Genomic DNA, 24,461 nt, shown 5'->3' with positions numbered 1-24,461 from the left:
GGGGAGTGCACTGGTCAGGTAACCACCACCCAGGGATGCGACCCCCAATAAAGCAGGCCCAAAAGCCCCTGGAGGTCGGTGGCCGAGTATAGACAGTTAGGCTACTAATGACAACGCGTTCACCTTCCCCTAATAGCGCATTGCACAAGTTGGATAAAAGGCGTAAACGGCAGACAATTTCGAGGAAAAAGTCCGGTTAAAGCCTTCTGGAGCAAGACTTTAGGCAAATTGACATTCGAATTTATCTCACTATAGTGGTGCGGGCCCTGCGTGGGGGGTCTGTCTGATGATTTCAAGCATAAATAGGAGGCCACATGGCTGACAAAAAAGCGCAGTTGATCATCGAGGGCGCAGCCCCCGTCGAGCTGCCCATTTTAACCGGCACCGTTGGTCCCGATGTTATCGACGTTCGGGGCCTCACGGCCACGGGCCGTTTCACCTTTGACCCTGGTTTCATGTCGACCGCCTCGTGCGAGTCGAAGATTACCTATATCGACGGCGACAACGGCATTTTGTTGCACCGCGGCTACCCGATCGAACAGCTCGCTGAAAAATCGGACTACCTGGAAACCTGCTATCTGCTACTCAACGGCGAATTGCCGACTGCAGAACAGAAAGCCCAGTTCGTCAGCACCGTCAAGAACCACACCATGGTTCATGAGCAGCTGAAGACCTTTTTCAACGGTTTCCGTCGCGACGCCCACCCGATGGCCGTCATGTGCGGTGTAGTTGGCGCCCTCTCGGCCTTCTATCACGACTCCCTGGACATCAATAACCCGCAGCATCGCGAAATCTCCGCGATCCGCCTGGTTGCCAAGATGCCGACCCTGGCAGCGATGGTTTACAAGTACTCCATGGGTCAACCCATGATGTACCCGCGCAACGACCTGACGTACGCGGAAAACTTCCTGCACATGATGTTCAACACCCCGTGCGAGATCAAACCGATCAGCCCGGTACTCGCCAAGGCCATGGACCGGATCTTCATCCTCCATGCCGACCACGAGCAGAACGCATCGACCTCCACCGTACGCCTGGCCGGCTCTTCGGGTGCCAACCCGTTCGCCTGTATCGCCGCCGGCATCGCTGCACTGTGGGGCCCTGCCCACGGCGGCGCGAACGAGGCTGTCCTGACCATGCTCGACGAGATTGGCGATGTGTCGAACATCGACAAGTTCATTGCCAAGGCCAAGGACAAGAACGATCCGTTCAAACTGATGGGCTTCGGTCACCGGGTCTACAAGAACCGCGACCCACGCGCCACAGTGATGAAGCAGACCTGCGACGAAGTATTGAAAGAGCTGGGCATCAACAACGATCCGCAACTCGAACTGGCCATGCGCCTGGAAGAGATCGCCCTGACCGATCCGTACTTCATCGAGCGCTCGCTGTACCCGAACGTCGACTTCTACTCGGGCATCATCCTCAAGGCGATCGGCATTCCAACCAGCATGTTCACCGTGATCTTCGCCCTGGCGCGGACCGTCGGCTGGATCTCCCACTGGAAAGAAATGCTCTCCAGCCCGTACAAGATCGGCCGCCCGCGCCAGTTGTACACCGGCTACGAGTCGCGTGACATTACCAAGCTGGAAGATCGTAAATAAGACCTGTCTTGCGATAACGTCTTGACGCTGCACCGGGAACGGCCTCTATGTGAATAGAGGCCGTTTTTGTTTGCCTGGGCTTTACGCAATGACTGAACCACCGCTATCGCCAGCAGGCTGGCTCCCACAGGAAGCACACATTCCAATGTGGGAGCCAGCCTGGGCTTTAGGCAATGTCTGAACCACCACTATCGCCAGCAGGCTGGCTCCCACAGGAAGCACACATTCCAATGTGGGAGCCAGCCCGGGCTTTAGGCAATGACTGAACCACCGCTATCGCCAGCAGGCTGGCTCCCACAGGAAGCTCATACTCCAATGTGGGAGCCAGCCTTGGTTTTAGGCAATGACTGAACCACCGCTGTCGCCAGCAGGCTGGCTCCCACAGGAAGCTCACACTCCAATGTGGGAGCCAGCCTTGGTTTTAGGCAATGACTGAACCACCGCTGTCGCCAGCAGGCTGGCTCCCACAGGAAGTACACATTCCAATGTGGGAGCCAGCCTGCTGGCGATGAGGCCGAACCTGACAACACACATTTTGGACAGGAACAAAAATGCCCCGGTCTCTCGACCGGGGCATTTGTTAACAGCCTACGATGCGCTTAGTGCGAAACCGCCCCACTCGCCCCCAAACCTGTCTGCGAACGGACAAACTGCGGGAAGAACAGCGCCCGCTCCCTGTCTGCAGCCGCCGACTTGTCGGTGATCGAGAAGAACCAGATGCCCACGAACGCGATGATCATCGAGAACAGTGCCGGGTACTCATACGGGAAGATCGCCTTCTCGTGATGCAGGATCTGCACCCAGATGGTCGGGCCCAGGACCATCAAGCCAACAGCGCTCACCAGCCCCAGCCAACCACCGATCATTGCCCCACGGGTAGTCAGCTTCTTCCAGTACATGGAAAGCAGCAGTACCGGGAAGTTACAGCTCGCCGCGATGGAGAATGCCAGGCCCACCATGAACGCGATGTTCTGGCTTTCGAACAGGATACCCAGGCCAATCGCCAGCACCGCCAGGGCGATAGTGGTGATTTTCGACACGCGGATCTCGTCCTTCTCGTTCGCCTTGCCTTTCTTGATCACGCTGGCGTACAGGTCGTGAGACACCGCCGAAGCACCGGCCAGGGTCAGACCGGCAACCACTGCCAGGATGGTCGCGAACGCTACCGCCGAGATAAAGCCCAGGAAGATACTGCCGCCCACTGCGTTAGCCAGGTGCACCGCTGCCATGTTGTTGCCGCCCAACAGCGCGCCAGCAGCATCTTTGAACGCCGGGTTGGTGCTGACCAGCAGGATCGCGCCGAAGCCGATGATGAAGGTCAGGATATAGAAGTAGCCAATGAAGCCGGTTGCGTACAGCACGCTCTTGCGGGCTTCTTTCGCGTCACTCACGGTGAAGAAGCGCATCAGGATGTGCGGCAGGCCAGCGGTACCGAACATCAGCGCCAGGCCCAGGGAGAACGCGGAGACCGGATCTTTCACCAGACCGCCAGGGCTCATGATTGCTTCACCTTTAGGGTGAACCTTGATCGCCTCGGAGAACAGCGCGTTGAAGTCGAAGTTGACGTGCTTCATTACCATCAACGCCATGAACGAGGCGCCGGACAGCAACAGTACTGCCTTGATGATCTGCACCCAGGTAGTCGCCAGCATGCCGCCGAACAGCACGTACATGCACATCAGGATACCGACCAGGATAACCGCAACGTGGTAGTCGAGGCCGAACAGCAGCTGGATCAGCTTGCCGGCACCCACCATTTGCGCGATCAGGTAGAACGCCACCACCACCAGCGAGCCGCAGGCGGACAGCGAGCGGATCTGGGTTTGCCCAAGGCGGTAGGACGCCACGTCGGCAAAGGTGTATTTACCCAGGTTACGCAGGCGCTCGGCGATCAGGAACAGAATGATCGGCCAGCCCACCAGGAAGCCGATCGAATAGATCAGGCCGTCGTAGCCAGAGGTGAACACCAGGGCGGAAATACCCAGGAAGGACGCCGCGGACATATAGTCACCGGCAATCGCCAGACCGTTCTGGAAACCGGTGATCTTGCCGCCGGCCGCATAGTAGTCGGCCGCCGAGTTGTTTTTCTTCGAGGCCCAGTAGGTGATACACAAAGTAGCGCCGACAAACGCCACGAACATCAGGATCGCCGGGACATTCAGTGGCTGCTTGGTCACTGCGCCGGTCAAGGCATCCGCCGCCCAGGCACCCGGTGCAAATGCTGCAACGCTCAATAGAGCCAATAGACGCCGGATCATTGCTGAGCCTCCTTGAGAATCGCATTGTTCAGGTCGTCAAATTCGCCGTTGGCGCGTTTTACGTAGATGCCGGTCAGGATGAAGGCGGAGAGGATCAGCCCAACACCGATCGGAATGCCCCAGGTAATGGATGACTCAGGACTGATTTTCGCGCCCAGCAAATGCGGCCCGTAAGCGATCAGAAGAATGAATCCGGAGTAAAGCCCAAGCATGATCGCCGAAAGAATCCAGGCGAACTTTTCTCGCTTGCTAACCAGCTCCTTGAAACGCGGGCTGTTTTGAATCGAGAGGTAAATGCTGTCGTTCATTGTTTTTATCCTCGCAGCACAGATTATTGTTGGAACGTTATCCACTCTATGCGGCTGCGGGCCAGGTTCCAGACGACCTTAGTATTAGAACGACATGACAGACTCGCCATTTTCCAGCAGCAAACAATTCCCCTGCCTTAAACACGACTGTAGGAGCTGCAGCAGGCTGCGATCTTTTGATCTTGAAAAATCAAAATCAGAAGATCGCAGCCTGCGGCAGCTCCTACAGGGTATAGATGCCTGACCTCAGATTACTTGATCCAGTCAGCTACACGCTCAGGGTGTTTCGCAACCCAAGCCTTGGCCGCGGCGTCCGGCTTGGCGCCATCCTGGATGGCCAGCATCACTTCGCCGATTTCGTCTTTCGACGCCCACTGGAAGTTCTTCAGGAACTTGGCCACTTCCGGCGCCTTGGTCGCCAGCTCTTTGCTGCCGATGCTGTTCACGGTTTCAGCCGCGCCATAGACGCCTTTCGGGTCGTCGAGGAAGCGCAGTTTCCACTTGGCGAACATCCAGTGTGGCACCCAGCCGGTAACGGCGATGGATTCGTTCTTTTTCTCGGCACGGGTCAGCTCGGCAATCATGCCGGCGCCGGAGCTTGCCTTGAGGGTGTAATTGCTCAAGCCGTAATCCTTGATCGCCTGATCGGTCTTGAGCATCACGCCCGAACCGGCGTCGATGCCAACGATGCGGCCCTTGAAGCTGTCGTCGGTTTTCAGGTCTTCAATCGACTTGGCTTTGACGTACTCCGGCACGATCAAGCCAATCTTGGCATCCTTGAAGTTCGGACCGTAGTCGACTACCTGGTCCTTGTTCTTGGCCCAGTAGTCGCCGTGGGTCACCGGCAGCCAGGCGGAGAGCATGGCGTCGAGCTTGCCGGTGGCCACGCCCTGCCACATGATCCCGGTCGCCACCGCTTGCAGCTTCACGTCATAACCGAGTTTCTGCTTGATCACTTCGGCCGCCACATGAGTGGTCGCGACGCTGTCGGACCAACCGTCGACATAACCGATGCTCAGGGTCTTGCTCTCGGCATTGGCCATTGTGGAGCCAATCGCAAGCACCAGAGCGGCACCCGCGCCTAAAAGTCGTCGCATCTTCATCGTTACTTCCCCGAAAGTGCTGCGCTCGACGGATGCCGAGTCGCGTCAACGTATTGTTCTGGTGCGCCGCGCCCCCATCACGCACACCGCAAGCTCGTTCGATCATCAGCTCGGTTTTTCCATGAGAGCACTGACGCCTCGATAATCAACCTGACGCCGCGGGCGACCTGCTCTGCCAGCGACCTCAAGCCATCGAGAAACGACATCAGAACGCCATTAATGATCGCCACTCCCCCGCACCCGGCCAATCCGCCCGAACATTGCATGTCAAAACCATGCGAGGCACCAAGCGCACGGTAAATGCAGGTAACATGCCCCGCTTTGCTCCCAGACGGCCTGACCATGTCCGCGATCTCGCGCTTTCCTTTTTTTGCCTATCTGTTCGCCTGCCTGCTTGGGCTTTTTGCCTTGTGTGGTTTCTGGTACGGCCTTGGTAAACCGGTGATCCTGCCGGACGTCGCCAGCGCTACGCACAAGTTGCAGTGCGCTTCCTACACGCCGTTCGACAAGGACCAGTCGCCGTTCGACGTGCCGTTCAAATTACGCCCCGAGCGCATGGACGCCGATCTTGCGCTGCTCGCCACGCGCTTTGAATGCATCCGCACCTACTCAATGACCGGCCTCGAAGCCCTGCCCGATCTGGCGCGCAAGCATGGCTTGAAGTTGATGATCGGCGCCTGGGTCAACAGCAACCCGCTGGACACGGCCAAGGAAGTCGACCTGCTGATCGCTTCGGCCAATGCCAATGCCGACGTGGTGACGTCGGTGATCGTCGGCAACGAAGTGCTGTTGCGCAAGGAAATCACCGGCCCGCAACTGGCCGTGCTGATCAACAAGGTCAAGAGCAACGTAAAACAACCCGTGACCTATGCCGACGTCTGGGAATTCTGGCTCAAGCACCCGGAAATCGCCCCGGCGGTGGATTTCCTGACCATTCATTTGCTGCCGTACTGGGAAGACGATCCCTCCAACATTGATGCCGCACTGCAGCATGTGGCTGAAGTGCGCCAGGTGTTCGGCAACAAATTCGCCCCGAAGGACGTCATGATTGGCGAAACCGGCTGGCCGAGCGAAGGACGCCAGCGCGAGACGGCCCTGCCCAGCCGGGTCAATGAAGCCAAGTTCATCCGCGGTTTTGTTGCCATGGCAGAACAACAGGGTTGGCACTACAACCTGATCGAAGCCTTCGACCAGCCATGGAAACGCGCCAGTGAAGGTGCGGTGGGCGGTTACTGGGGACTGTTCGATGCTGATCGCCAGGATAAGGGCGTGCTGGCCGGTCCCGTGTCGAACGTGCCGTACTGGGCGCAATGGCTGGTGGTCGGCGGTTTGATTTTCCTTGGCACCCTGGTGCTTGGCGGTCGCGTGCGCAGCACTCGCGCGGCGCTGGTGCTGCCTTTAATGGGCGCCTTGGCAGCGTGTTCCATCGGCGCCTGGGGCGACCTGGCGCGCGTCACCACCCGATTTGCCAGCGAATGGCTGTGGGTTGCGTTACTGACGGCATTAAATCTGTTGGTGCTGGCCCATGCCGCACTGACCTTGAGCGCTCGCACGGGCTGGCGTGGACGAGCATTCAATGTGCTGGAGCGCAGGGCCGGCTGGCTGGTCGCCGGCGCAGGCTTTGCCGGTGCGGTGATGATGCTGGAACTGGTGTTCGATGCGCGTTATCGCAGCTTCCCAAGCATGGCATTCATCCTGCCGGCGCTGATCTACCTGTGCCGCCCGGTGAGCGTGCCACGCCGGGAAATCGCCGTGCTGACTTTCATTATCGGCGCAGGCATTGCGCCGCAGCTGTTTGTAGAAGGGTTGCAGAACCAGCAGGCCTGGGCCTGGGCGCTGGTGAGTGGGCTGATGGTGGCGGCGTTGTGGCGGTGCTTGCGGGTTCGTCAGCAGGGCTGATCCTTCAGCGAACCTTCGAGCCTCATCGCGGGCAAGCCTTGCCCGCGATGGCCGCTATCAGTCGCTACGAGCCGCCCGCACCAGCCGCAAAGCTGCAATCACCACCGCAAACACCGCCAACGTCGTGTTGTACAACGCCAATGCGGGAAACCCCAGCACCAGGGCCAACACCGCCAACCACCACCCTGCCCGGCCAGGGACAACAAAGCCCAGCACCGCTGCGGCGATCGCCGACCAGCCTAATACCTTGAAGTGAATCATCAAGCCCAGGCTCGAACGCGCCTGGCATTCCCAGCGACTGGCCTCATCCACGCAGATGCCCACCCACTGCGCGTCTTCCATGAAGCCATAACGCGCGCCGTAACTGGCGGCCAGCCACAACGGCAGCAAAACAAGCAGCAGAATCACGGGTAGACGGCGGGACATGGGGCACTCCAATAGGCGAAAACGGCCGCCAGCTTAATCTTCCTCACAATTTAATCAAACGCGCGCGACAGATAAGTAGTCATCAAATGGCTGCAAAGTGTATCGTCCAGCTACTATTACCCGAAATTACGCCTGTTTCGTGCCGATGCGTGGCACTTTGGCGGCAAAGCCGTGGTCATAGCCTGCGAACTTCATCCGGCACCTTCCTCTAAGGGATCTAGTCATGCTCCGTTCCTTGCGCTTCGCCGCCCTGTTTGGCGGCCTTATTTTGAGTGCGTCCGCACTGGCGGTCGACATCGACGCCGCCAGTTATGGCTACCCCTTGACCAACCCGTTTGAGGCCACCATTGCCACGACTCCACCGGACCTGCGTCCGGAGTTGCCGCTGGACGACGACATCAATCAGGAAGACCGCAGCGTCACCCTGCGGCCGGAGCGCGCATTCCAACTGCCGGACAACTTCTGGGCGGTCAAGAAGCTTACCTATCGCATCGCCACCCAGGACAAGGCCGCGCCGCTGATCTTCCTGATCGCCGGTACCGGCGCGCGCTATGACAGCAGCCTCAACGAATATTTGAAAAAGCTCTACTACAAGGCCGGCTACCACGTCGTGCAGTTGTCCTCGCCGACCAGCTTCGACTTCATCAGCGCCGCCTCGCGCTTCGCCACCCCGGGCATCACCAAGGAAGATGCCGAAGACATGTACCGGGTCATGCAGGCGGTGCGGGCGCAGAATCCGAAAGTACCGGTGACCGAGTACTACCTCACCGGTTACAGCCTGGGCGCCCTGGATGCGGCCTTTGTCGCGCACCTGGACGAGACCCGCCGCAGTTTCAACTTCAAGAAAGTGCTGCTGCTCAACCCACCGGTCAACCTTTACACCTCCATCACCAACCTGGACAAACTCGTCCAGACCGAGGTTAAAGGCATCAACAACAGCACCACCTTTTATGAACTGGTGCTGAACAAACTGACCCGCTACTTCCAGCAGAAAGGTTACGTCGACCTCAACGATGCGCTGCTCTACGACTTCCAGCAGTCCAAGCAGCACTTGAGCAACGAACAGATGGCGATGTTGATCGGCACCTCGTTCCGCTTCTCGGCAGCCGATATTTCGTTCACCTCGGACTTGATCAACCGTCGCGGCCTGATTACTCCACCGAAATACCCGATCACCGAAGGCACCAGCCTTACACCGTTCCTCAAGCGCGCGCTGCAGTGTGATTTCGACTGCTACATCACCGAACAGGTGATTCCGATGTGGCGTGCCCGCACGGACGGGGGCAGCCTGCTGCAGTTGATCGACCAGGTGAGCCTCTACGCGCTCGAGGATTACCTGCGCGACAGCCCGAAAATTTCCGTTATGCACAACGCCGACGATGTGATCCTGGGCCCCGGTGACCTGGGTTTCCTGCGCAAGACGTTCGGTGACCGCCTGACCGTTTATCCATTGGGCGGCCATTGCGGCAACCTCAATTACCGCGTCAACAGCGACGCCATGCTGGAGTTCTTCCGTGGCTAAATCTCTCCTGCTTATCGCAGCGTTACTCTGTGCAGGCGTCGCCCATGCCGACAACAGCAAAGCCAATGCGCCTATAGTCGTCGATAGCGATGGTTTCAAGGAACCGCTGAGCAAACTCAAGTTCAACCCGGGACTGGATCAGCGCGAGTTCGAGCGCTCGACGCTCAACGCGCTTAACGTCTATGACCCACTGGAAGAGTGGAACCGCCGGGTCTACCACTTCAACTACCGCTTCGACCAATGGGTGTTCCTGCCTGTGGTCGATGGCTACCGCTACATCACGCCGAGCTTCCTGCGCACCGGCGTGAGCAACTTCTTCAACAACCTCGGCGATGTGCCGAACCTCATGAACAGCCTGCTGCAGTTCAAGGGCAAGCGCTCTATGGAAACCACCGCGCGCCTGCTGCTGAACACCACGATCGGCATCGCCGGCCTCTGGGACCCGGCCACCGCCATGGGCCTGCCGCGCCAGAGCGAAGACTTCGGCCAGACCCTGGGCTTCTACGGCGTACCGGGCGGCGCCTACTTCGTGCTGCCCATCCTCGGCCCGTCCAACATCCGCGACACCGGCGGCCTGGCCGTGGACTTTACCGCCGAGTCGGCGAACAACTTCTTCAACGTTTCGGAAGTCAGCTCCAACCACCCGGAAGTCTGGATGCTGCGCGCAGTTGATCGGCGCTATCAGACCAGCTTCCGTTACGGCCAGCTGAACTCGCCGTTCGAGTACGAGAAGGTGCGCTACGTGTATACCGAATCGCGCAAGTTGCAGATCGCCGAGTAACAGCGGCAACATCAAAACCAATTGTGGGAGCGGGCTTGCCCGCGATGGGGCCACAACATTCACCCTCTACGTTGAATGTCGCGCCGCCATCGCGGGCAAGCCCGCTCCCACATTGGACAGTATTATCTTTGAAATGCGTGCAGCTTCAGCTCTTCAGCGCTTTCCAGATTTTGCTCACCAGCATCACCCCCGCCAACACCACCGCACCCGCCACAATCCCTGCCACGGCATTAAGCAACATCGGCACGATAAAGCCGGCCCCGCCAGCACCCGCGCTGACCTCCTCGATCCAGCGATGAACCACCGGCACGCCATGGGTCAGAATCCCGCCGCCGACCAGGAACATCGCCGCGGTACCAATCACCGAAAGGCTTTTCATCATGTAGGGCGCGGCCCGCAGGATTCCATTGCCGATGCTCTTGGCCACCTGGCCTGGCTTCTGGGTCATCCACAAGCCCAGATCATCGAGTTTGACGATGCCCGCGACCAGGCCGTAGACGCCCACGGTCATCACGATGGCGATCCCCGATAACACGATGACCTGCTGGGTCAGCGAAGCGCCAGCCACGGTTCCCAGGGTGATGGCGATGATTTCCGCCGACAGGATGAAATCAGTACGAATGGCACCCTTGATCTTGTCCTTCTCGAAAGCCACCAGGTCGGTCGCCGGGTCGGCTACCGCTTCGACCAGCTGGGCGTGTTCAGCCTCGTCCTCAGCCTTGCTGTGGAGGAATTTATGCGCCAGCTTCTCAAACCCTTCAAAGCACAGGTAAGCCCCACCGACCATCAACAATGGCGTGACCAGCCACGGGACGAATGCGCTGATCGCCAGCGCCGACGGCACCAGGATCAGCTTATTCAGGAACGAGCCCTTGGCAACGGCCCATACCACCGGTATTTCGCGCTCGGCACGTACTCCGGACACCTGCTGCGCATTGAGTGCCAGGTCATCACCCAGCACGCCTGCCGTCTTTTTCGCGGCCATCTTGGTCATCAGCGCCACATCGTCGAGCACCGCGGCGATGTCGTCGATCAGCAACAGCAAACTGCTTCCTGCCATGAATGAAATTTCCTGCAAAGAGTGAATGCTGGGCAGCATAGCCTGCCAGAGCCGTCGCGGGGCATTCTTGAGCGGTGCGCAAAGCCGGTGCTACCATGCGCCACCGCCAGTACAGGCAAGGAACCACCTGGTTTATGAGCACTATCCGCGAGCGCAACAAAGAACTGATCCTGCGTGCCGCCAGTGAAGAATTTGCCGACAAGGGCTTCGCTGCGACCAAAACCAGTGACATCGCAGCCAAGGCGGGTTTGCCCAAGCCTAACGTCTACTACTATTTCAAATCCAAGGAAAACCTCTACCGCGAGGTTCTGGAAAGCATCATCGAGCCCATCCTGCAGGCCTCGACGCCGTTCAACGCCGACGGTGTACCCAGTGAAGTGCTGAGCGGTTACATCCGCTCGAAAATCCGCATCTCCCGCGACCTGCCGTTCGCCTCCAAGGTGTTCGCCAGCGAAATCATGCACGGCGCCCCACACCTGAGCGCCGACCTGGTCGAACAACTGAACAGCCAGGCCAAGCACAACATCGACTGCATCCAGACCTGGATCGACCGCGGCCAGATCGCAACGATCGACCCTAATCACCTGATGTTCAGCATCTGGGCAGCGACCCAGACGTATGCAGACTTTGACTGGCAGATCACTGCAATTACCGGCAAGGCGAAGCTGGATGAAGAGGATTACGAAGCAGCGGCGCAGACGATTATCCGGTTGGTGTTGAAGGGGTGTGAGCCGGACTGATGTCATCGCCAGCAGGCTGGCTCCCACAGTTGAACTCTGACAATCAGATAACACTCTGTGGGAGCCAGCCTGCTGGCGATGGGGACGACTCCGATTCGGGTCAAACCCAGATAGCATCCCACAACGGATAGTCGCCAAGCTTCTCTACCAGTCCAGCCCGCAGCGGGTTGGCTACAACATATCGAGCCATTTTCACTAAATCCTCTTCCCGCCGCAGCGCCCGGTCGTGAAACCCTCTCTGCCAGAGACTGGTGGTTCGACCGGTAGACTGCTTCACTGCCTTGGTGCTCAAGGATTTAGTCCTTTGCACCAGTCCACCCAACGACCCCTGCCGCAACTCAATCAACCAATGAAAGTGATCGGGCATGACAACCCATGCCAGTGAGTTGGCGAAGCCTTGATCCTGAGCGCAGCGAAATTGATTGACCACCCCTCTACCCAAGGAGAAGTCCTTGAATATCGGTTCTCGGTCGCGAGTATTGATAGTCAGCAGGTAAATGCGGCTGGATTCAGCATAGCGGCCGATTCGCAGGCGCTTTGAAGCGGGTAAATCAGGCATTCCTTGCCCTTTGCATGATTGATTCAGGAACTAGGCTAGTCCTGATATTCCCCAAGGGCGGGGCAGACAGTTAGCTGGATGTGCTTGAATGTCCGTCATCGCCAGCAGGCTGGCTCCCACAGTTGATCTCTGACACTCCAGATAAACCCCTGTGGGAGCCAGCCTGCTGACGATAGCGGTATCAATCACCCATAGATCAAGCCACTACTCCCGCATCCGCCCGCAACCCCGACGCCTCGATCGCACTGATTGCACACTGCTCATCGACATCCGAAAGATCGCCGCTGATCCCCACCGCTCCCAGTACATTCCCATCCTGATCCCGGATCAACACACCACCCGGTGCCGGCACCACGCTGCCCTGCCCCAAACTGTTCAAGGCCGCGATGAATGCCGGGCGTTGTTGTGCGTCCAGTGCCAGCAGGCGCGACCCCTTGCCCAGGGCGATTGCGCCCCAGGCCTTGCCGATGGCCACTTGCGGGCGCAGCAGGCTGGCGCCGTCCTCGCGTTGCAAGGTGATCAAGTGCCCGCCGGCATCCAGTACTGCAATGGTCAGTGGAGCCGCAGAGATTGCACGCCCTGCCGAAATGGCCTGATTGACCAGGTTGACTGCAACTTTCAAGGTTAAAGCGCTCATGGTGCCGTCCTCATTTTGTTATAGGGAAAGCCAGTGGCCTGCGCGCTAGTGCCGCAGCCCGATGCAACAAATAGAACACAATGAGTTATTTTTTTGTATACAATAATTATCGAAAAGCGCCACATGCGACGAAAAGCCACAGCACAAGGGGCTTCCGACGAATGAAACAGTCGCTTGAGAAAATGGATTGACCTGCGCCGTCCGCCGTGAATAAACTCTGCGCAAAGCCACTTGTATACAATTACAAAACGTAAGAGGCACAAAACTATGAGCAAAATGAGAGCAATCGAAGCCGCCGTTCTGGTGATGCGCCGTGAAGGGGTTGATACCGCTTTTGGCATCCCGGGCGCCGCGATCAACCCGCTGTACTCCGCCTTGCAAAAGGTCGGTGGCATCGATCACGTCCTCGCTCGCCACGTTGAAGGCGCGTCGCACATGGCCGAGGGCTACACCCGCACCAAGGCTGGCAACATCGGCGTGTGCATCGGCACTTCGGGACCCGCTGGTACGGACATGGTCACCGGGCTCTACAGCGCCTCGGCCGACTCGATTCCAATCCTCTGCATCACCGGCCAGGCCCCCCGCGCCCGTATGCACAAGGAAGATTTCCAGGCGGTGGACATCACTGCCATCGTCAAGCCGGTCACCAAGTGGGCGACCACTGTGATGGAACCGGGCCAGGTGCCCTACGCTTTCCAGAAAGCCTTCTACGAAATGCGCTCCGGTCGCCCGGGCCCGGTGCTGATTGACCTGCCGTTCGACGTGCAGATGGCCGAAATCGAGTTCGACATCGACGCCTACGAACCACTGCCACTGGCCAAGCCGACCGCTAACCGCGTGCAGATCGAGAAGGCCCTGGCCATGCTCGACCAGGCTGAGCGCCCATTGCTGGTCGCCGGCGGTGGCATCATCAACGCCGACGCCTCCGAGCTGCTGGTGGAGTTCGCCGAATTGACCGGGATCCCGGTGATCCCGACCCTGATGGGCTGGGGCACGATTCCGGACGATCACCCATTGATGGTGGGCATGGTCGGTCTGCAGACCTCGCACCGCTACGGCAACGCCACGATGCTCAAGTCCGACCTGGTGCTGGGCGTGGGTAACCGTTGGGCCAACCGTCACACCGGTTCCATCGACGTCTACACCGAAGGCCGCAAGTTCATTCACGTCGACATCGAGCCGACCCAGATCGGCCGCGTGTTCACCCCGGACCTGGGCATCGTTTCCGATGCTGCCGCCGCGCTGACCGTGTTCATCGAAGTCGCTCGCGAATGGCAAGCAGCCGGCAAGCTGAAAAACCGTAGCGCCTGGCTGCAGGACTGCCAGCAGCGCAAGGCCAGCCTGCACCGCAAGACCCACTTCGACAACGTGCCGGTCAAGCCGCAGCGCGTGTATGAAGAAATGAACCAGGTGTTCGGCAAGGACACCTGCTACGTCAGCACCATCGGTCTGTCGCAGATTGCCGGCGCGCAGTTCCTGCATGTGTACAAGCCGCGTCACTGGATCAACTGTGGCCAGGCCGGTCCGTTGGGCTGGACCATTCCGGCGGCACTGGGCGTGGTCAAGGCAGATCCGAGCCGCAAGGTCGTGGCACTGTCGGGCGACTATGATTTCCAGTTCATGATCGAAGAACTGGCCGTGGGCGCGCAGTTCAAACTGCCGTACATCCACGTTGTGGTAAACAACTCGTACTTGGGCCTGATCCGTCAGGCGCAGCGCGGTTTTGACATGGACTACTGCGTGCAGCTGTCCTTCGATAACCTCAACGCTCCGGAACTCAACGGTTACGGTGTCGATCACGTCGCGGTCGCCGAAGGCCTGGGTTGCAAGGCACTGCGTGTGTTCGAACCGGCTCAGATCCAGCCTGCCCTGCGCAAGGCCCAGGAACTGATCGAAGAGTTCAAGGTGCCGGTGATCGTGGAGATTATCCTGGAGCGTGTGACCAACATTTCCATGGGTACCGAGATCAACGCCGTCAACGAGTTCGAAGACCTGGCGCTGGTCGGCAACGACGCACCGACTGCGATTTCGTTGCTCGACTGATCCACTATTGCTGATGGTTCGCCACGTGTAGGAGCTTCCGCAGGTTCGGGCCGCGTTCGGACGATCTTTTGATCTTTGATGCTGAAGATCAAAATCAAAAGATCGCAGCCTGCGGCAGCTCCTACACAGAGCCATCATTCTCAATTTATAACAGGAGATCACCATGCCGCGTTTCGCAGCCAACCTGTCCATGCTGTTCACCGAACAGGATTTTCTTGCCCGTTTCGAAGCGGCCGCCAAGGCCGGTTTCAGTGGTGTCGAGTACCTGTTTCCTTACGATTTCAGCTCGGCCGAGATCAAGGCCACCCTCGACGCCAACGGCCTGACCCAGGTGCTGTTCAACCTGCCGGCCGGTGACTGGGCCAAGGGCGAGCGCGGCATCGCGTGCCTGCCGGATCGGGTTGAAGAATTCCGCGCCGGTGTCGACCTGGCGATTGCCTACGCGCAAGTGCTGGGCAATACCCAGGTCAACTGTCTGGCGGGCATTCGTCCACAAGGCGTGGATGACGCCACCGTGGAAAAAACCTTTGTCGCCAACCTCAAGTACGCAGCCGAAAAGCTGCAGGCGGCGGGGATCAAGCTGGTCATGGAAGCGATCAACACCCGCGACATTCCGGGTTTCTACCTGAACAACACGGCCCAGGCCCTGTCGATTCGCGAACAAGTGGGCAGCGCCAACCTGTTCCTGCAATACGACATCTACCACATGCAAATCATGGAAGGCGACCTGGCCCGCACCCTGCAATCGCACCTGGGCGAGATCAACCATGTGCAGTTGGCCGACAACCCGGGGCGTAACGAACCCGGTACCGGTGAGATCAACTACCGCTTCCTGTTCGAGCACCTGGACCGCATCGGTTACCAGGGGTGGGTGGGTTGCGAATACAAGCCGTTGACCACCACTGAAGCCGGTCTGGGCTGGCTCAAGACCCACAACGCGATCTAAACGAACATGACATCTCTGTAGGAGCTGCCGAAGGCTGCGATCTTTTGATCTTGATTTTGAAGATCAAGATCAAGATCAAAATCAAAAGATCGCAGCCTTCGGCAGCTCCTACAGGGAACCGCATAAAACAAGAGGAATTTCTCATGGCTAAAATCGGATTTATCGGCACCGGCATAATGGGCCACCCAATGGCGGCGAACCTGCAAAAAGCCGGTCACAGCCTGTTCCTGTCGGCACACCACGACGCTGCGCCTGCTGACCTGGTTGCCGCCGGCGCGATCGCCCTGGCGAACCCGAAAGAAGTCGCTCAGGAAGCTGAAGTCATCATCATCATGGTGCCCGATACCCCACAGGTCGACGACGTGCTGTTCCGCGCCGACGGCGTCGCCGCCGGTATTGGCAAAGGCAAGATCGTCATCGACATGAGCTCCATCTCGCCGACCGCGACCAAGGCCTTCGCCGCCAAGATCAACGAAACAGGCGCCCAGTACCTCGACGCACCAGTGTCCGGTGGTGAAGTCGGCGCGAAAGCCGCGACCCTGAGCATCATGGTCGGCGGCGATGCCGATGCCTTCGAACGCGTACTGCCGCTGTTCCAGGCCATGGGCAAGAACATCACCCTGGTGGGCGGCAATGGCGATGGGCAGACCGCGAAAGTGGCCAACCAGATCATCGTGGCGCTGAACATCCAGGCCGTGGCCGAAGCGCTGCTGTTTGCTTCGAAAAACGGCGCCGACCCGGCCAAGGTGCGTGAAGCGCTGATGGGTGGTTTTGCTTCCTCCAAGATCCTCGAAGTGCACGGCGAGCGTATGATCAAAGGCACCTTCGATCCGGGTTTCCGTATCAGCCTGCACCAGAAGGACCTGAACCTGGCCCTGGCCGGTGCCCGCGAGTTGGGCATCAACCTGCCGAACACCGCCAACACCCAGCAAGTGTTCAGCACCTGCGCGGCGATCGGTGGCAGCAACTGGGACCACTCGGCACTGATCAAGGGCCTGGAGCACATGGCGAATTTCTCGATTCGCGATAAATAAACCCTGCACAAACCCTGTGGGAGCTAGCCTGCTAGCGATGAAATCAACGCGGTGTGTCTGTTAGACCTCAGCGCCTGAATCGCCAGCAGGCTGGCTCCCACAAGGAGCAGAGTTGCTCCACCTCCAATAACAAGAATTCCGGGAGCCTGCCATGTCGGTCGATCCGCAACAATTTCTTCGCGACCTGTTCGCCACCGCCATCGACGCGGCCCATCCACAACACGTTCTCGAAGCTTACCTGCCACGTGATCGCACGGGCCGGGTGATCGTAATCGGCGCCGGCAAAGCCGCTGCTGCCATGGCTCAAGTGGTCGAACGCTGCTGGCAGGGCGAAGTCTCCGGCCTGGTGGTCACCCGTTACGGCCATGGCGCACCCTGCGAAAAAATCGAAGTGGTCGAAGCCGCGCACCCGGTGCCCGATGCCGCCGGCCTGGCCGTGGCCAAGCGCGTACTGGAGCTGGTCAGCAACCTGAGCGAAGACGACCGCGTGATCTTTCTGCTCTCGGGCGGAGGCTCAGCGCTGCTCGCCCTGCCCGCTGCCGGCATTACCCTGGCTGACAAGCAGTCCATCAACAAAGCCCTGCTCAAGTCCGGCGCCACCATCGGCGAGATGAACTGTGTGCGCAAGCACCTCTCGGCGATCAAGGGTGGTCGTCTCGGCAAGGCCTGCTGGCCTGCCACCGTTTACACCTACGCCATTTCCGACGTACCGGGCGACCTCGCCACGGTCATCGCGTCCGGCCCGACCGTGGCCGACCCAAGCACCAGCGCCGAAGCCCTGGCGATCCTCAAGCGCTACGCCATCGAAGTTCCGGCGTCCGTACGCGAGTGGCTGCAAAATCCCGAATCGGAAACTGTAAAACCTGACGACCCGAGCTTGGCCCGCAGTCATTTCCAGCTGATCGCCCGGCCTCAACAGTCGCTGGAAGCGGCCGCAGTGAAAGCCCGGCAAGCCGGTTTCAGCCCGCTCATCCTCGGTGACCTGGAAGGCGAATCCCGGGAAGTGGCCAAGGTTCACGCCGGCATTGCGCGGCAAGTGGTGCTGCATGGTCAGCCCCTGCCCGCCCCCTGCGTGATCCTTTCCGGCGGCGAAACCACCGTGACCGTGCGTGGCAATGGCCGGGGTGGGCGCAACGCCGAGTTTCTCCTCAGCCTGACCGACAGCCTCAAGGGCCTGCCTGGGGTGTACGCCTTGGCTGGGGACACCGATGGCATCGATGGTTCCGAAGACAATGCCGGCGCGATCATGACGCCCGACAGCTACGCCCGTGCCACCGCCCTGGGCCTGAGCGCCAGCGATGAACTCGACAACAATAACGGCTACGGTTATTTCCAGGCGCTGGACGCCCTGATTGTCACCGAGCCGACCCGCACCAACGTCAACGATTTCCGCGCCATCCTGATCCTCGAGAGCCCTAAAAATGACGCCTGACAAGAAGGTTAAAATCCTCGCCACCCTCGGCCCCGCCACCGACGGTATTGACGACATTCGCGAGCTGGTCGAGGCCGGGGTCAATATTTTTCGCCTGAACTTCAGCCATGGCGATCACGCCGATCATGCTCAGCGCTACCAGTGGATCCGCGAAGTCGAGCGCCAGCTCAACTATCCGCTGGGCATCCTGATGGACCTGCAAGGCCCCAAGCTGCGGGTCGGCAAGTTCGCCGAAGGCAAGGTGCAGCTGGTGCGTGGTCAGGCCCTGCGCCTGGACCTGGATGCAACACCGGGTGATGAGCGACGAGTCAACCTGCCCCACCCAGAAATCATCGCCGCGCTGGAGCCGGGCATGGACCTGCTGCTCGATGACGGCAAGCTGCGCCTGCGGGTGGTGACCAAATACGCCGACGCCATCGACACCACGGTGCTCAATGGCGGCGAGCTGTCGGACCGCAAAGGCGTGAACGTACCGCAAGCGGTGCTGGAGTTGAGCCCCCTGACGGCCAAGGACCGCCGCGACCTGAGTTTCGGCCTGGAGCTGGGCGTGGACTGGGTGGCGCTGTCGTTTGTACAGCGCCCGGAAGACATCCGCGAAGCACGCTCGCTGATTGGTGACAAAGCGTTCCTGATGGCCAAGATCGAGAAGCCCTCGGCGGTCACCCAGTTGCGCGAAATCGCCGAATTGAGCGATGCGATCATGGTGGCTCGCGGCGACCTCGGCGTGGAAGTGCCCGCCGAAAGCGTGCCGCAGATCCAGAAGAACATCATCAGCACCTGCCGCGAGCTCGGCAAACCGGTGGTAGTGGCCACGCAGATGCTCGAATCGATGCGCTTCTCCCCTGCGCCCACCCGCGCCGAGGTGACCGATGTCGCCAACGCCGTGGCTGAAGGGGCTGACGCGGTGATGCTCTCGGCGGAAACCGCCTCGGGCGAATACCCGCTGGAAGCCGTGCAGATGATGAGCAAAATCATCCGCCAGGTGGAAAACGGTCCGGACTACCAGGCGCAACTGGATGTGAGCCGGCCAAAAGCCGAGGCCACGGTGTCCGATGCCATCAGCTGCGCGATTCGCCGCATCAGCAACGTGCTGCCGGTGGCGGTGCTGGTCAACTACAGCGAGTCGGGGGCCTCCAGCCTGCGCGCTGCCCGTGAGCGGCCGACGGTGCCCATCCTTAACCTGACACCAAACCTGCAGGCCGCGCGCCGCCTGACCGTGGCCTGGGGTGTGCACTCGGTGGTCAATGACCGGCTGCGCCAGGTGGACGAAGTGTGCTCGACGGCACTGGAGATCGCACAGGCCCAGGGCATGGCCCAGCGCGGCGACACCTTGCTGATCACTGCGGGTGTGCCGTTTGGGCAGCCGGGGTCGACTAACTCGTTGCGTATCGAGACGTTGATCTAGAACGCCCATATCGGCCTCATCGCCAGCAGGCTGGCTCCCACATTGGTTTTGTGTCGTTCACATCATCAAGGCTGAACGGAGATTCAGTGTGGGAGCCAGCCTGCTGGCAATGCAGGCGCCCCATTTCACCTGACACAAAATAAAAATGCCTGCCAACCACTTCAACACCCACTGCCCCGATTGGGCGACTGCCCTGCTCAACGGCTTCAGCCAGATTTTCCTCCAGCGGCACCCGCTGTTTGGCTTGCTGTGCCTGTTGGCCATTCTGTTCACCGCGCCCGTCCTGCTCGGCGGCGCACTGCTGGGCGGTGTCGCCGGCTTGCTTACCGCGCAACGTCGCGGCTACGCCAAGGCCGACCGTCAGGCTGGACTATTCAGCTACAACGGCGTGCTGCTCGGTTTGCTGCTGAGCCTTTATTTCCCTTGGTCCGCGTTGCTGCCACCGCTGATCATTGCTGCGGGCGGGCTGAGTGCGATGTTCACCCAACAGTGGCTCAAACGTGTGCGCTTCAGCCAGTGCCTGCCAGCCTATACGGCGCCATTCGTGGTACTGGGCTGGTTGCTGTTGTGCTTCGCCACGCCCTCGAGCAATGCGCAGTTGATCGAAATCAGCCCGCAGAACATCCTCGCCGCTCCACTCAAAGGCCTGGGCCAGGTGATGTTCCTCGGTCATCCGCTGGCCGGCGCGATGATTGCCGCCGGCTTGCTGATCGCCGACCGTCGTGCCTTCTGCTGGGCGATGCTGGCGTCTGTCGCGGGCATGGGCTGGAGCATGCTGCATTACGACTTCTACAGCGCATTGATCGGCCTGGGTGGCTACAACGCCGTACTCGCCGCCCTCGCCTGCAACTCACTGCACCAGAAGCCTTGGCTGCCGCTGCTCGGAATTGCATTCGCACTGATACTGACACCGGTGTTTGCCGCCATCGGCCTGCCGACGCTGACCGCCCCTTTCATCCTCGCCTGCTGGCTGATCCGCACGGTTGTGCAAATGCTCGGAAAGGCCGCTGTCGCCCATACGCCTTGCGCTCTGGAGGAGAATCAACCTAGGCTTCGCTGATCATTGGTTCAGGCGGTATCCATGGACAGCAGCAGAAACTGGCGTGAAGAGCTTTACGTCATGGTTTTCCAGAGCGACACCAAGGCGGGGCGGCGCTTCGACGGCATTTTGCTGTTGATCATCCTCGCCAGCATTGTGATTGTGATGCTCGACAGCATCGACTCGATCCACCAGAACTACGCCAACGTGCTGGCGTATATCGAGTGGGGCTTCACGATTATTTTCGCCATCGAGTACGGCTTGCGGTTGTACTGCTCCCCCAAGCCGTTGCGCTACGCATTCAGCTTTTACGGGCTGGTGGATTTGCTGGCGATCGTGCCCGGCATCCTGGCGCTGTATTACGCCGACGCGCAGTACCTGCTGATCATCCGCATCATCCGCATGTTGCGGATATTCCGCGTGCTCAAGCTCAGCCCCTATCTCAAGCAAGCCAACTACCTGATGTCGGCGCTGCGTGGCAGCAAGCAGAAGATCGTGGTGTTCCTGGTCAGCGTATGCACCCTGGTGACGGTGTTTGGCACGCTGATGTACGTGATCGAAGGCCCGGAACATGGCTTCACCAGCATCCCCAAAGGCATCTATTGGGCGATCGTTACGCTGACCACCGTGGGCTTTGGCGACATCGTGCCGAAGACCCCGCTGGGCCAGGTAATTTCGTCGCTGGTGATGATCACCGGTTACTCGATCATCGCCGTGCCCACCGGGATTTTTACCGCAGAACTGGCCAACGCCATGCGCGGTGAGCAGCTGCAACACGACTGCCCGGTGTGCCGCAAGAACAGTCACGAACACGGCGCCGCATTCTGCTCGCGCTGCGGCAATGCGCTGTTCAAGAAACTGGAATAAGCACAGAGCTTTTTAATCTTTAAAGGACTATGCCGCTGCCGTTATAGTCGCTGCGGTAAGATGCCGACACCTACTGGACCTGAAAAAATGACCCCGTAGGAGCTGCCGAAGGCTGCGATCTTCTTCCTCAAATCAGGATCAAAAGATCGCAGCCTTCGGCAGCTCCTACCAAACAAGGAATGCGCAGTGAAAAAACTCTTTGGTGCCTCACTTCTCGCCGCTGGCCTGGCACTGACCGGCATGGCTCAGGCCGCACCGACCCTGCTCAACGTTTCCTACGACGTGATGCGCGATTTCTACAAGGACTACAACACTGCCTTCCAGAAGCACTGGCAAGCCGAGCACAACGAAAACATCACCGTACAGATGTCTTTCGGCGGCTCCAGCAAACAGGCGCGTTCGGTGATCGATGGCCTGCCCGCTGACGTGATCACCATGAACATGGCCACCGACATCAATGCCCTGGCGGACAACGGCAAACTGGTCCCGGACAACTGGGTCACCCGCCTGCCGAACAACAGCGCGCCATTCACCTCGGCCACCGTGTTCATCGTCCGCAAGGGCAACCCGAAAGCCTTGAAAGACTGGCCCGACCTGCTCAAGGAAGGCGTGCAAGTCATAGTGCCGAACCCGAAAACCTCGGGTAACGGTCGCTACACCTACCTCTCGGCCTGGGGTTACGTGCTGAAAAACGGCGGTGACGAGAACAAAGCCAAGGACTTCGTCGGCAAACTGTTCAAGCAGGCTCCGGTGCTCGATACTGGCGGCCGCGCGGCCACCACCACCTTCATGACCAACCAGATCGGCGACGTGCTGGTGACCTTCGAAAACGAAGCGGAAATGGTTGCCCGCGAATTCGGTCGCGACCAGTTTGAAGTCATTTACCCCAGCGTCTCCGCCGAAGCCGAGCCGCCAGTGTCTGTGGTCGACAAAGTCGTCGAGAAAAAAGGCACCCGCGCAGCCGCCGAGGAATACCTGAAGTACCTGTGGTCCCCGGAAGGCCAGGAAATCGCGGCGGCGAACTACCTGCGCCCGCGTGACCCGGCAGTACTGGCCAAGTACACCGATCGCTTTCCGAAAGTGGATTTTCTTTCGGTAGAGAAAACCTTCGGTGACTGGCGCACCGTGCAAAAAACTCACTTCAATGATGGTGGGGTTTTTGACCAGATCTACGGCGGCCAGTGATCACTGAGCGGTAATGAAAAAGGCGACCTGAGGTCGCCTTTTTTGTGGGTGTGCACTTTAACTGGAGCTCCCCCCAAACTGCAGGGGGAAGGTCTGTTGGAGCAAGGCCTGTGGGGCCAAGGTCTGCTGTGCTAAGTATGTGGGAGCAAGGCTTGCCCGCGATGAACGATGACACGGTCTTCTCAGGGCTCTGCGACCATCAAGGCAAAACCGCCTCCACCTCAATCTCGATCAACCACTCCGGCAAAGAAAGCCCACTGACAATGACCCACGAAGACGCAGGCGGCTTATCCGCAAACCGTTCCAGCAGGACGCGGGTTATGTGGTCCTGCTCATCCCTTGCAGACTCCGCGACGTAAATCCGCATCATGACCACATGCGCCAGATTCCCACCGGCCTCATTCAAAATGCTCTCGATATTCTGGAAAGCTTTGACCGTCTGCTCGTACAGCCCGGGCGCAACCGTGCGCTCGAACTCATCGACCCCCACCTGACCAGACAGCAGCACCCGCCGCCCACCAGTGACTTCCACGGCCTGGCTGAATCCGTATTGAAGAGAATCAAAAACGGTCGATGGATTGATAGTTGTTTTCAGCATGGAAACTCCCTGTTCGTTGAAACGAATCGGGAAAACTAAACCAACCCAATGGCGAGTTCTACCCGGAGTATGGCCGCTGCAACACCGGGAAACTCAATAACCAGCGACCGTCGATTCGTCGCTAGTCCTGAGGTTCGATGTTATCCAGCGCACGGTTTACCGCCAATTCGGCCAGCATGATGATCTGCGCTATTCCCAACAGGGCGTTGCGATACGGGCCAGTGATAAAGCCTGCCAGGTCATTGGCCATCACATTCGCCGATGCCAGGGATTCGCAGGCCTGGGCCAGCAAGGTTTCGGTGGCGATGTCAGGGGCGATCATGAACATGCTTTCGGGTTTGTAGGGGGTTTCAGCGTGTTTAAGGGCGCTGAAGTTGAGGTAGTTTTGCTGGGCTGAATCGTCAGATTCAGTGTGCTCTTGGTCTGGCTGCGGGGGGTTGGGCGTGGGTTTGAACATGGTGAAGCTCCTTGATTAATGGAGCCGCCACTGTTCGCTGCGAAACGAGGGAGGTGGCAGCTGTACGCAGGTTCGCAGACCGGGAATCAAGGAACCCGGCAGACCCGAAGATCTCCCGCGCACAGCCGCCATAACGAAATGCAGCGGACGTAAAAAACGCCAACTGAACGTAACGGTAGCGCTGAGCGCCTTGATTGACCCGGGCTGCGAAACCCGATCACTGATGAGCAGTGACGGAAATCAAGCTACCGGACGCGTCCAAACCGCACAAGCCGGCGGATTCTGACGTAGTTGTAGGCAAAGGCGCAAGGCGACGTAGCCTGCTTCCTACATCCGACATCATGCGGTGTTTGTCAGACCGCCATCGCGGGCAAGCCCGGCTCCCACAGAGATGTCAGCCGTACAAAAATGTTGCGTACACCACCAGTACCCTGTGGGAGCAAGGCTTGCCCGCGATGGCAATCTCCCTGCCGCATCGTTTTCGAATGTGCAGACGCCATCGCCAGCAGGCTGGCTCCCACAGTGATCTGCGCCGTACATAAATGCTGCGTCCACCAG

The 24,461-nt window shown here is 59.3% G+C and carries 23 protein-coding genes; 13 read left to right on the top strand and 10 right to left on the bottom strand.

Going from position 1 to position 24,461, the window contains the following annotated elements:
* Nucleotides 1–314: 314 nt before the first annotated feature.
* Nucleotides 315–1,604, top strand: coding sequence for a citrate synthase (gene gltA / locus AAEZ09_RS26435; protein WP_003222994.1), 1,290 nt, complete (start codon nt 315–317; stop codon nt 1,602–1,604).
* Between the two features lie 599 nt (nt 1,605–2,203).
* Here gltA and AAEZ09_RS26430 read toward each other — a convergent pair.
* From AAEZ09_RS26430 to AAEZ09_RS26420, 3 genes are all read right to left on the bottom strand, one after another.
* Nucleotides 2,204–3,862: a cation acetate symporter gene (locus AAEZ09_RS26430; RefSeq protein WP_045057754.1), complete on the bottom strand. Its 1,659-nt coding sequence runs from the start codon at nt 3,860–3,862 to the stop codon at nt 2,204–2,206.
* Nucleotides 3,859–4,170 (bottom strand): DUF485 domain-containing protein, encoded by a 312-nt coding sequence (locus tag AAEZ09_RS26425; protein ID WP_042558286.1) that lies wholly within the window; start codon nt 4,168–4,170, stop codon nt 3,859–3,861. The genes AAEZ09_RS26430 and AAEZ09_RS26425 overlap by 4 nt, the downstream gene beginning before the upstream one ends.
* A gap of 251 nt (nt 4,171–4,421) precedes the next feature.
* Nucleotides 4,422–5,273, bottom strand: coding sequence for a glycine betaine ABC transporter substrate-binding protein (locus AAEZ09_RS26420; protein WP_045057752.1), 852 nt, complete (start codon nt 5,271–5,273; stop codon nt 4,422–4,424).
* A 300-nt stretch (nt 5,274–5,573) separates the two neighbouring features.
* Here AAEZ09_RS26420 and AAEZ09_RS26415 point away from each other — a divergent pair, with 300 nt between their 5' ends.
* Nucleotides 5,574–7,172: a glycoside hydrolase family 17 protein gene (locus tag AAEZ09_RS26415; protein ID WP_350601370.1), complete on the top strand. Its 1,599-nt coding sequence runs from the start codon at nt 5,574–5,576 to the stop codon at nt 7,170–7,172.
* Nucleotides 7,173–7,229: 57 nt separating this feature from the next.
* Here AAEZ09_RS26415 and AAEZ09_RS26410 read toward each other — a convergent pair whose 3' ends face one another.
* Nucleotides 7,230–7,598: a hypothetical protein gene (locus tag AAEZ09_RS26410; protein WP_205893838.1), complete on the bottom strand. Its 369-nt coding sequence runs from the start codon at nt 7,596–7,598 to the stop codon at nt 7,230–7,232.
* Nucleotides 7,599–7,821: 223 nt separating this feature from the next.
* Here AAEZ09_RS26410 and mlaY point away from each other — a divergent pair, with 223 nt between their 5' ends.
* Nucleotides 7,822–9,120, top strand: a complete 1,299-nt coding sequence (gene mlaY, locus AAEZ09_RS26405; protein ID WP_045057749.1) for a lipid asymmetry maintenance lipase MlaY — start codon at nt 7,822–7,824, stop codon at nt 9,118–9,120.
* A complete protein-coding gene (locus AAEZ09_RS26400) occupies nt 9,113–9,901 on the top strand; it encodes an MlaA family lipoprotein (protein WP_350601368.1) in 789 nt (262 codons plus the stop codon). Before mlaY ends, AAEZ09_RS26400 begins: the two co-directional genes overlap by 8 nt.
* 145 nt (nt 9,902–10,046) lie before the next feature.
* Here the strand turns inward: AAEZ09_RS26400 and AAEZ09_RS26395 are convergent, their stop codons facing one another.
* On the bottom strand, nt 10,047–10,961 hold the full coding sequence (locus AAEZ09_RS26395) for a DUF808 domain-containing protein (protein ID WP_350601367.1): 915 nt from the start codon (nt 10,959–10,961) through the stop codon (nt 10,047–10,049).
* Nucleotides 10,962–11,095: 134 nt separating this feature from the next.
* Here AAEZ09_RS26395 and AAEZ09_RS26390 point away from each other — a divergent pair, with 134 nt between their 5' ends.
* A complete protein-coding gene (locus AAEZ09_RS26390; RefSeq protein WP_045057747.1) occupies nt 11,096–11,701 on the top strand; it encodes a TetR/AcrR family transcriptional regulator in 606 nt (201 codons plus the stop codon).
* Nucleotides 11,702–11,801: 100 nt separating this feature from the next.
* Here AAEZ09_RS26390 and AAEZ09_RS26385 read toward each other — a convergent pair whose 3' ends face one another.
* Both AAEZ09_RS26385 and AAEZ09_RS26380 read right to left on the bottom strand, forming a co-directional pair.
* Nucleotides 11,802–12,260, bottom strand: a complete 459-nt coding sequence (locus tag AAEZ09_RS26385; protein ID WP_045057746.1) for an REP-associated tyrosine transposase — start codon at nt 12,258–12,260, stop codon at nt 11,802–11,804.
* 196 nt (nt 12,261–12,456) lie between these two features.
* A complete protein-coding gene (locus tag AAEZ09_RS26380) occupies nt 12,457–12,897 on the bottom strand; it encodes a GlcG/HbpS family heme-binding protein (RefSeq protein WP_045057745.1) in 441 nt (146 codons plus the stop codon).
* Between the two features lie 267 nt (nt 12,898–13,164).
* Here AAEZ09_RS26380 and gcl point away from each other — a divergent pair, with 267 nt between their 5' ends.
* The 8 genes from gcl (at nt 13,165) to AAEZ09_RS26340 (ending at nt 22,848) form a co-directional block, all read left to right on the top strand.
* Entirely contained in the window at nt 13,165–14,940 is a 1,776-nt protein-coding gene (gene gcl, locus AAEZ09_RS26375; RefSeq protein WP_045061176.1) for a glyoxylate carboligase, read from the top strand.
* Nucleotides 14,941–15,103: 163 nt separating this feature from the next.
* On the top strand, nt 15,104–15,886 hold the full coding sequence (gene hyi, locus AAEZ09_RS26370) for a hydroxypyruvate isomerase (RefSeq protein ID WP_205893834.1): 783 nt from the start codon (nt 15,104–15,106) through the stop codon (nt 15,884–15,886).
* A gap of 143 nt (nt 15,887–16,029) precedes the next feature.
* On the top strand, nt 16,030–16,920 hold the full coding sequence (locus tag AAEZ09_RS26365) for a 2-hydroxy-3-oxopropionate reductase (RefSeq protein WP_350601365.1): 891 nt from the start codon (nt 16,030–16,032) through the stop codon (nt 16,918–16,920).
* 151 nt (nt 16,921–17,071) lie between these two features.
* On the top strand, nt 17,072–18,352 hold the full coding sequence (locus AAEZ09_RS26360; RefSeq protein WP_045061179.1) for a glycerate kinase type-2 family protein: 1,281 nt from the start codon (nt 17,072–17,074) through the stop codon (nt 18,350–18,352).
* The gene (pyk, locus tag AAEZ09_RS26355; protein ID WP_045061180.1) at nt 18,342–19,757 is read left to right on the top strand and encodes a pyruvate kinase; all 1,416 of its coding nucleotides are present in this window, start codon (nt 18,342–18,344) and stop codon (nt 19,755–19,757) included. Before AAEZ09_RS26360 ends, pyk begins: the two co-directional genes overlap by 11 nt.
* Before the next feature lie 145 nt (nt 19,758–19,902).
* Complete coding sequence (locus tag AAEZ09_RS26350) at nt 19,903–20,817, top strand: urea transporter (protein ID WP_350601363.1); 915 nt, start codon at nt 19,903–19,905, stop codon at nt 20,815–20,817.
* A gap of 21 nt (nt 20,818–20,838) precedes the next feature.
* Complete coding sequence (locus AAEZ09_RS26345; protein WP_045061182.1) at nt 20,839–21,663, top strand: ion transporter; 825 nt, start codon at nt 20,839–20,841, stop codon at nt 21,661–21,663.
* A 186-nt stretch (nt 21,664–21,849) separates the two neighbouring features.
* The gene (locus tag AAEZ09_RS26340) at nt 21,850–22,848 is read left to right on the top strand and encodes a sulfate ABC transporter substrate-binding protein (protein ID WP_045061183.1); all 999 of its coding nucleotides are present in this window, start codon (nt 21,850–21,852) and stop codon (nt 22,846–22,848) included.
* A 199-nt stretch (nt 22,849–23,047) separates the two neighbouring features.
* On the opposite strand, the gene AAEZ09_RS26335 is transcribed toward AAEZ09_RS26340, so the two are convergent.
* The 3 genes from AAEZ09_RS26335 to AAEZ09_RS26325 all read right to left on the bottom strand — a co-directional run.
* Nucleotides 23,048–23,446, bottom strand: a complete 399-nt coding sequence (locus AAEZ09_RS26335) for a RidA family protein (RefSeq protein ID WP_045061184.1) — start codon at nt 23,444–23,446, stop codon at nt 23,048–23,050.
* Nucleotides 23,447–23,567: 121 nt separating this feature from the next.
* Nucleotides 23,568–23,903, bottom strand: a complete 336-nt coding sequence (locus AAEZ09_RS26330; RefSeq protein WP_350601362.1) for a DUF6124 family protein — start codon at nt 23,901–23,903, stop codon at nt 23,568–23,570.
* Nucleotides 23,904–24,256: 353 nt separating this feature from the next.
* A partial coding sequence (locus AAEZ09_RS26325; protein ID WP_350601361.1) for a hypothetical protein occupies nt 24,257–24,461 on the bottom strand: 205 nt, incomplete at its 5' end.

This window comes from Pseudomonas sp. 65/3-MNA-CIBAN-0223, assembly GCF_040310425.1.
Classification (GTDB): Bacteria; Pseudomonadota; Gammaproteobacteria; order Pseudomonadales; family Pseudomonadaceae; genus Aquipseudomonas; species Aquipseudomonas gregormendelii.
The sequence above is the reverse complement of the archived record's forward strand: the minus strand, read 5'-3'. Positions and strand labels throughout refer to the sequence as shown.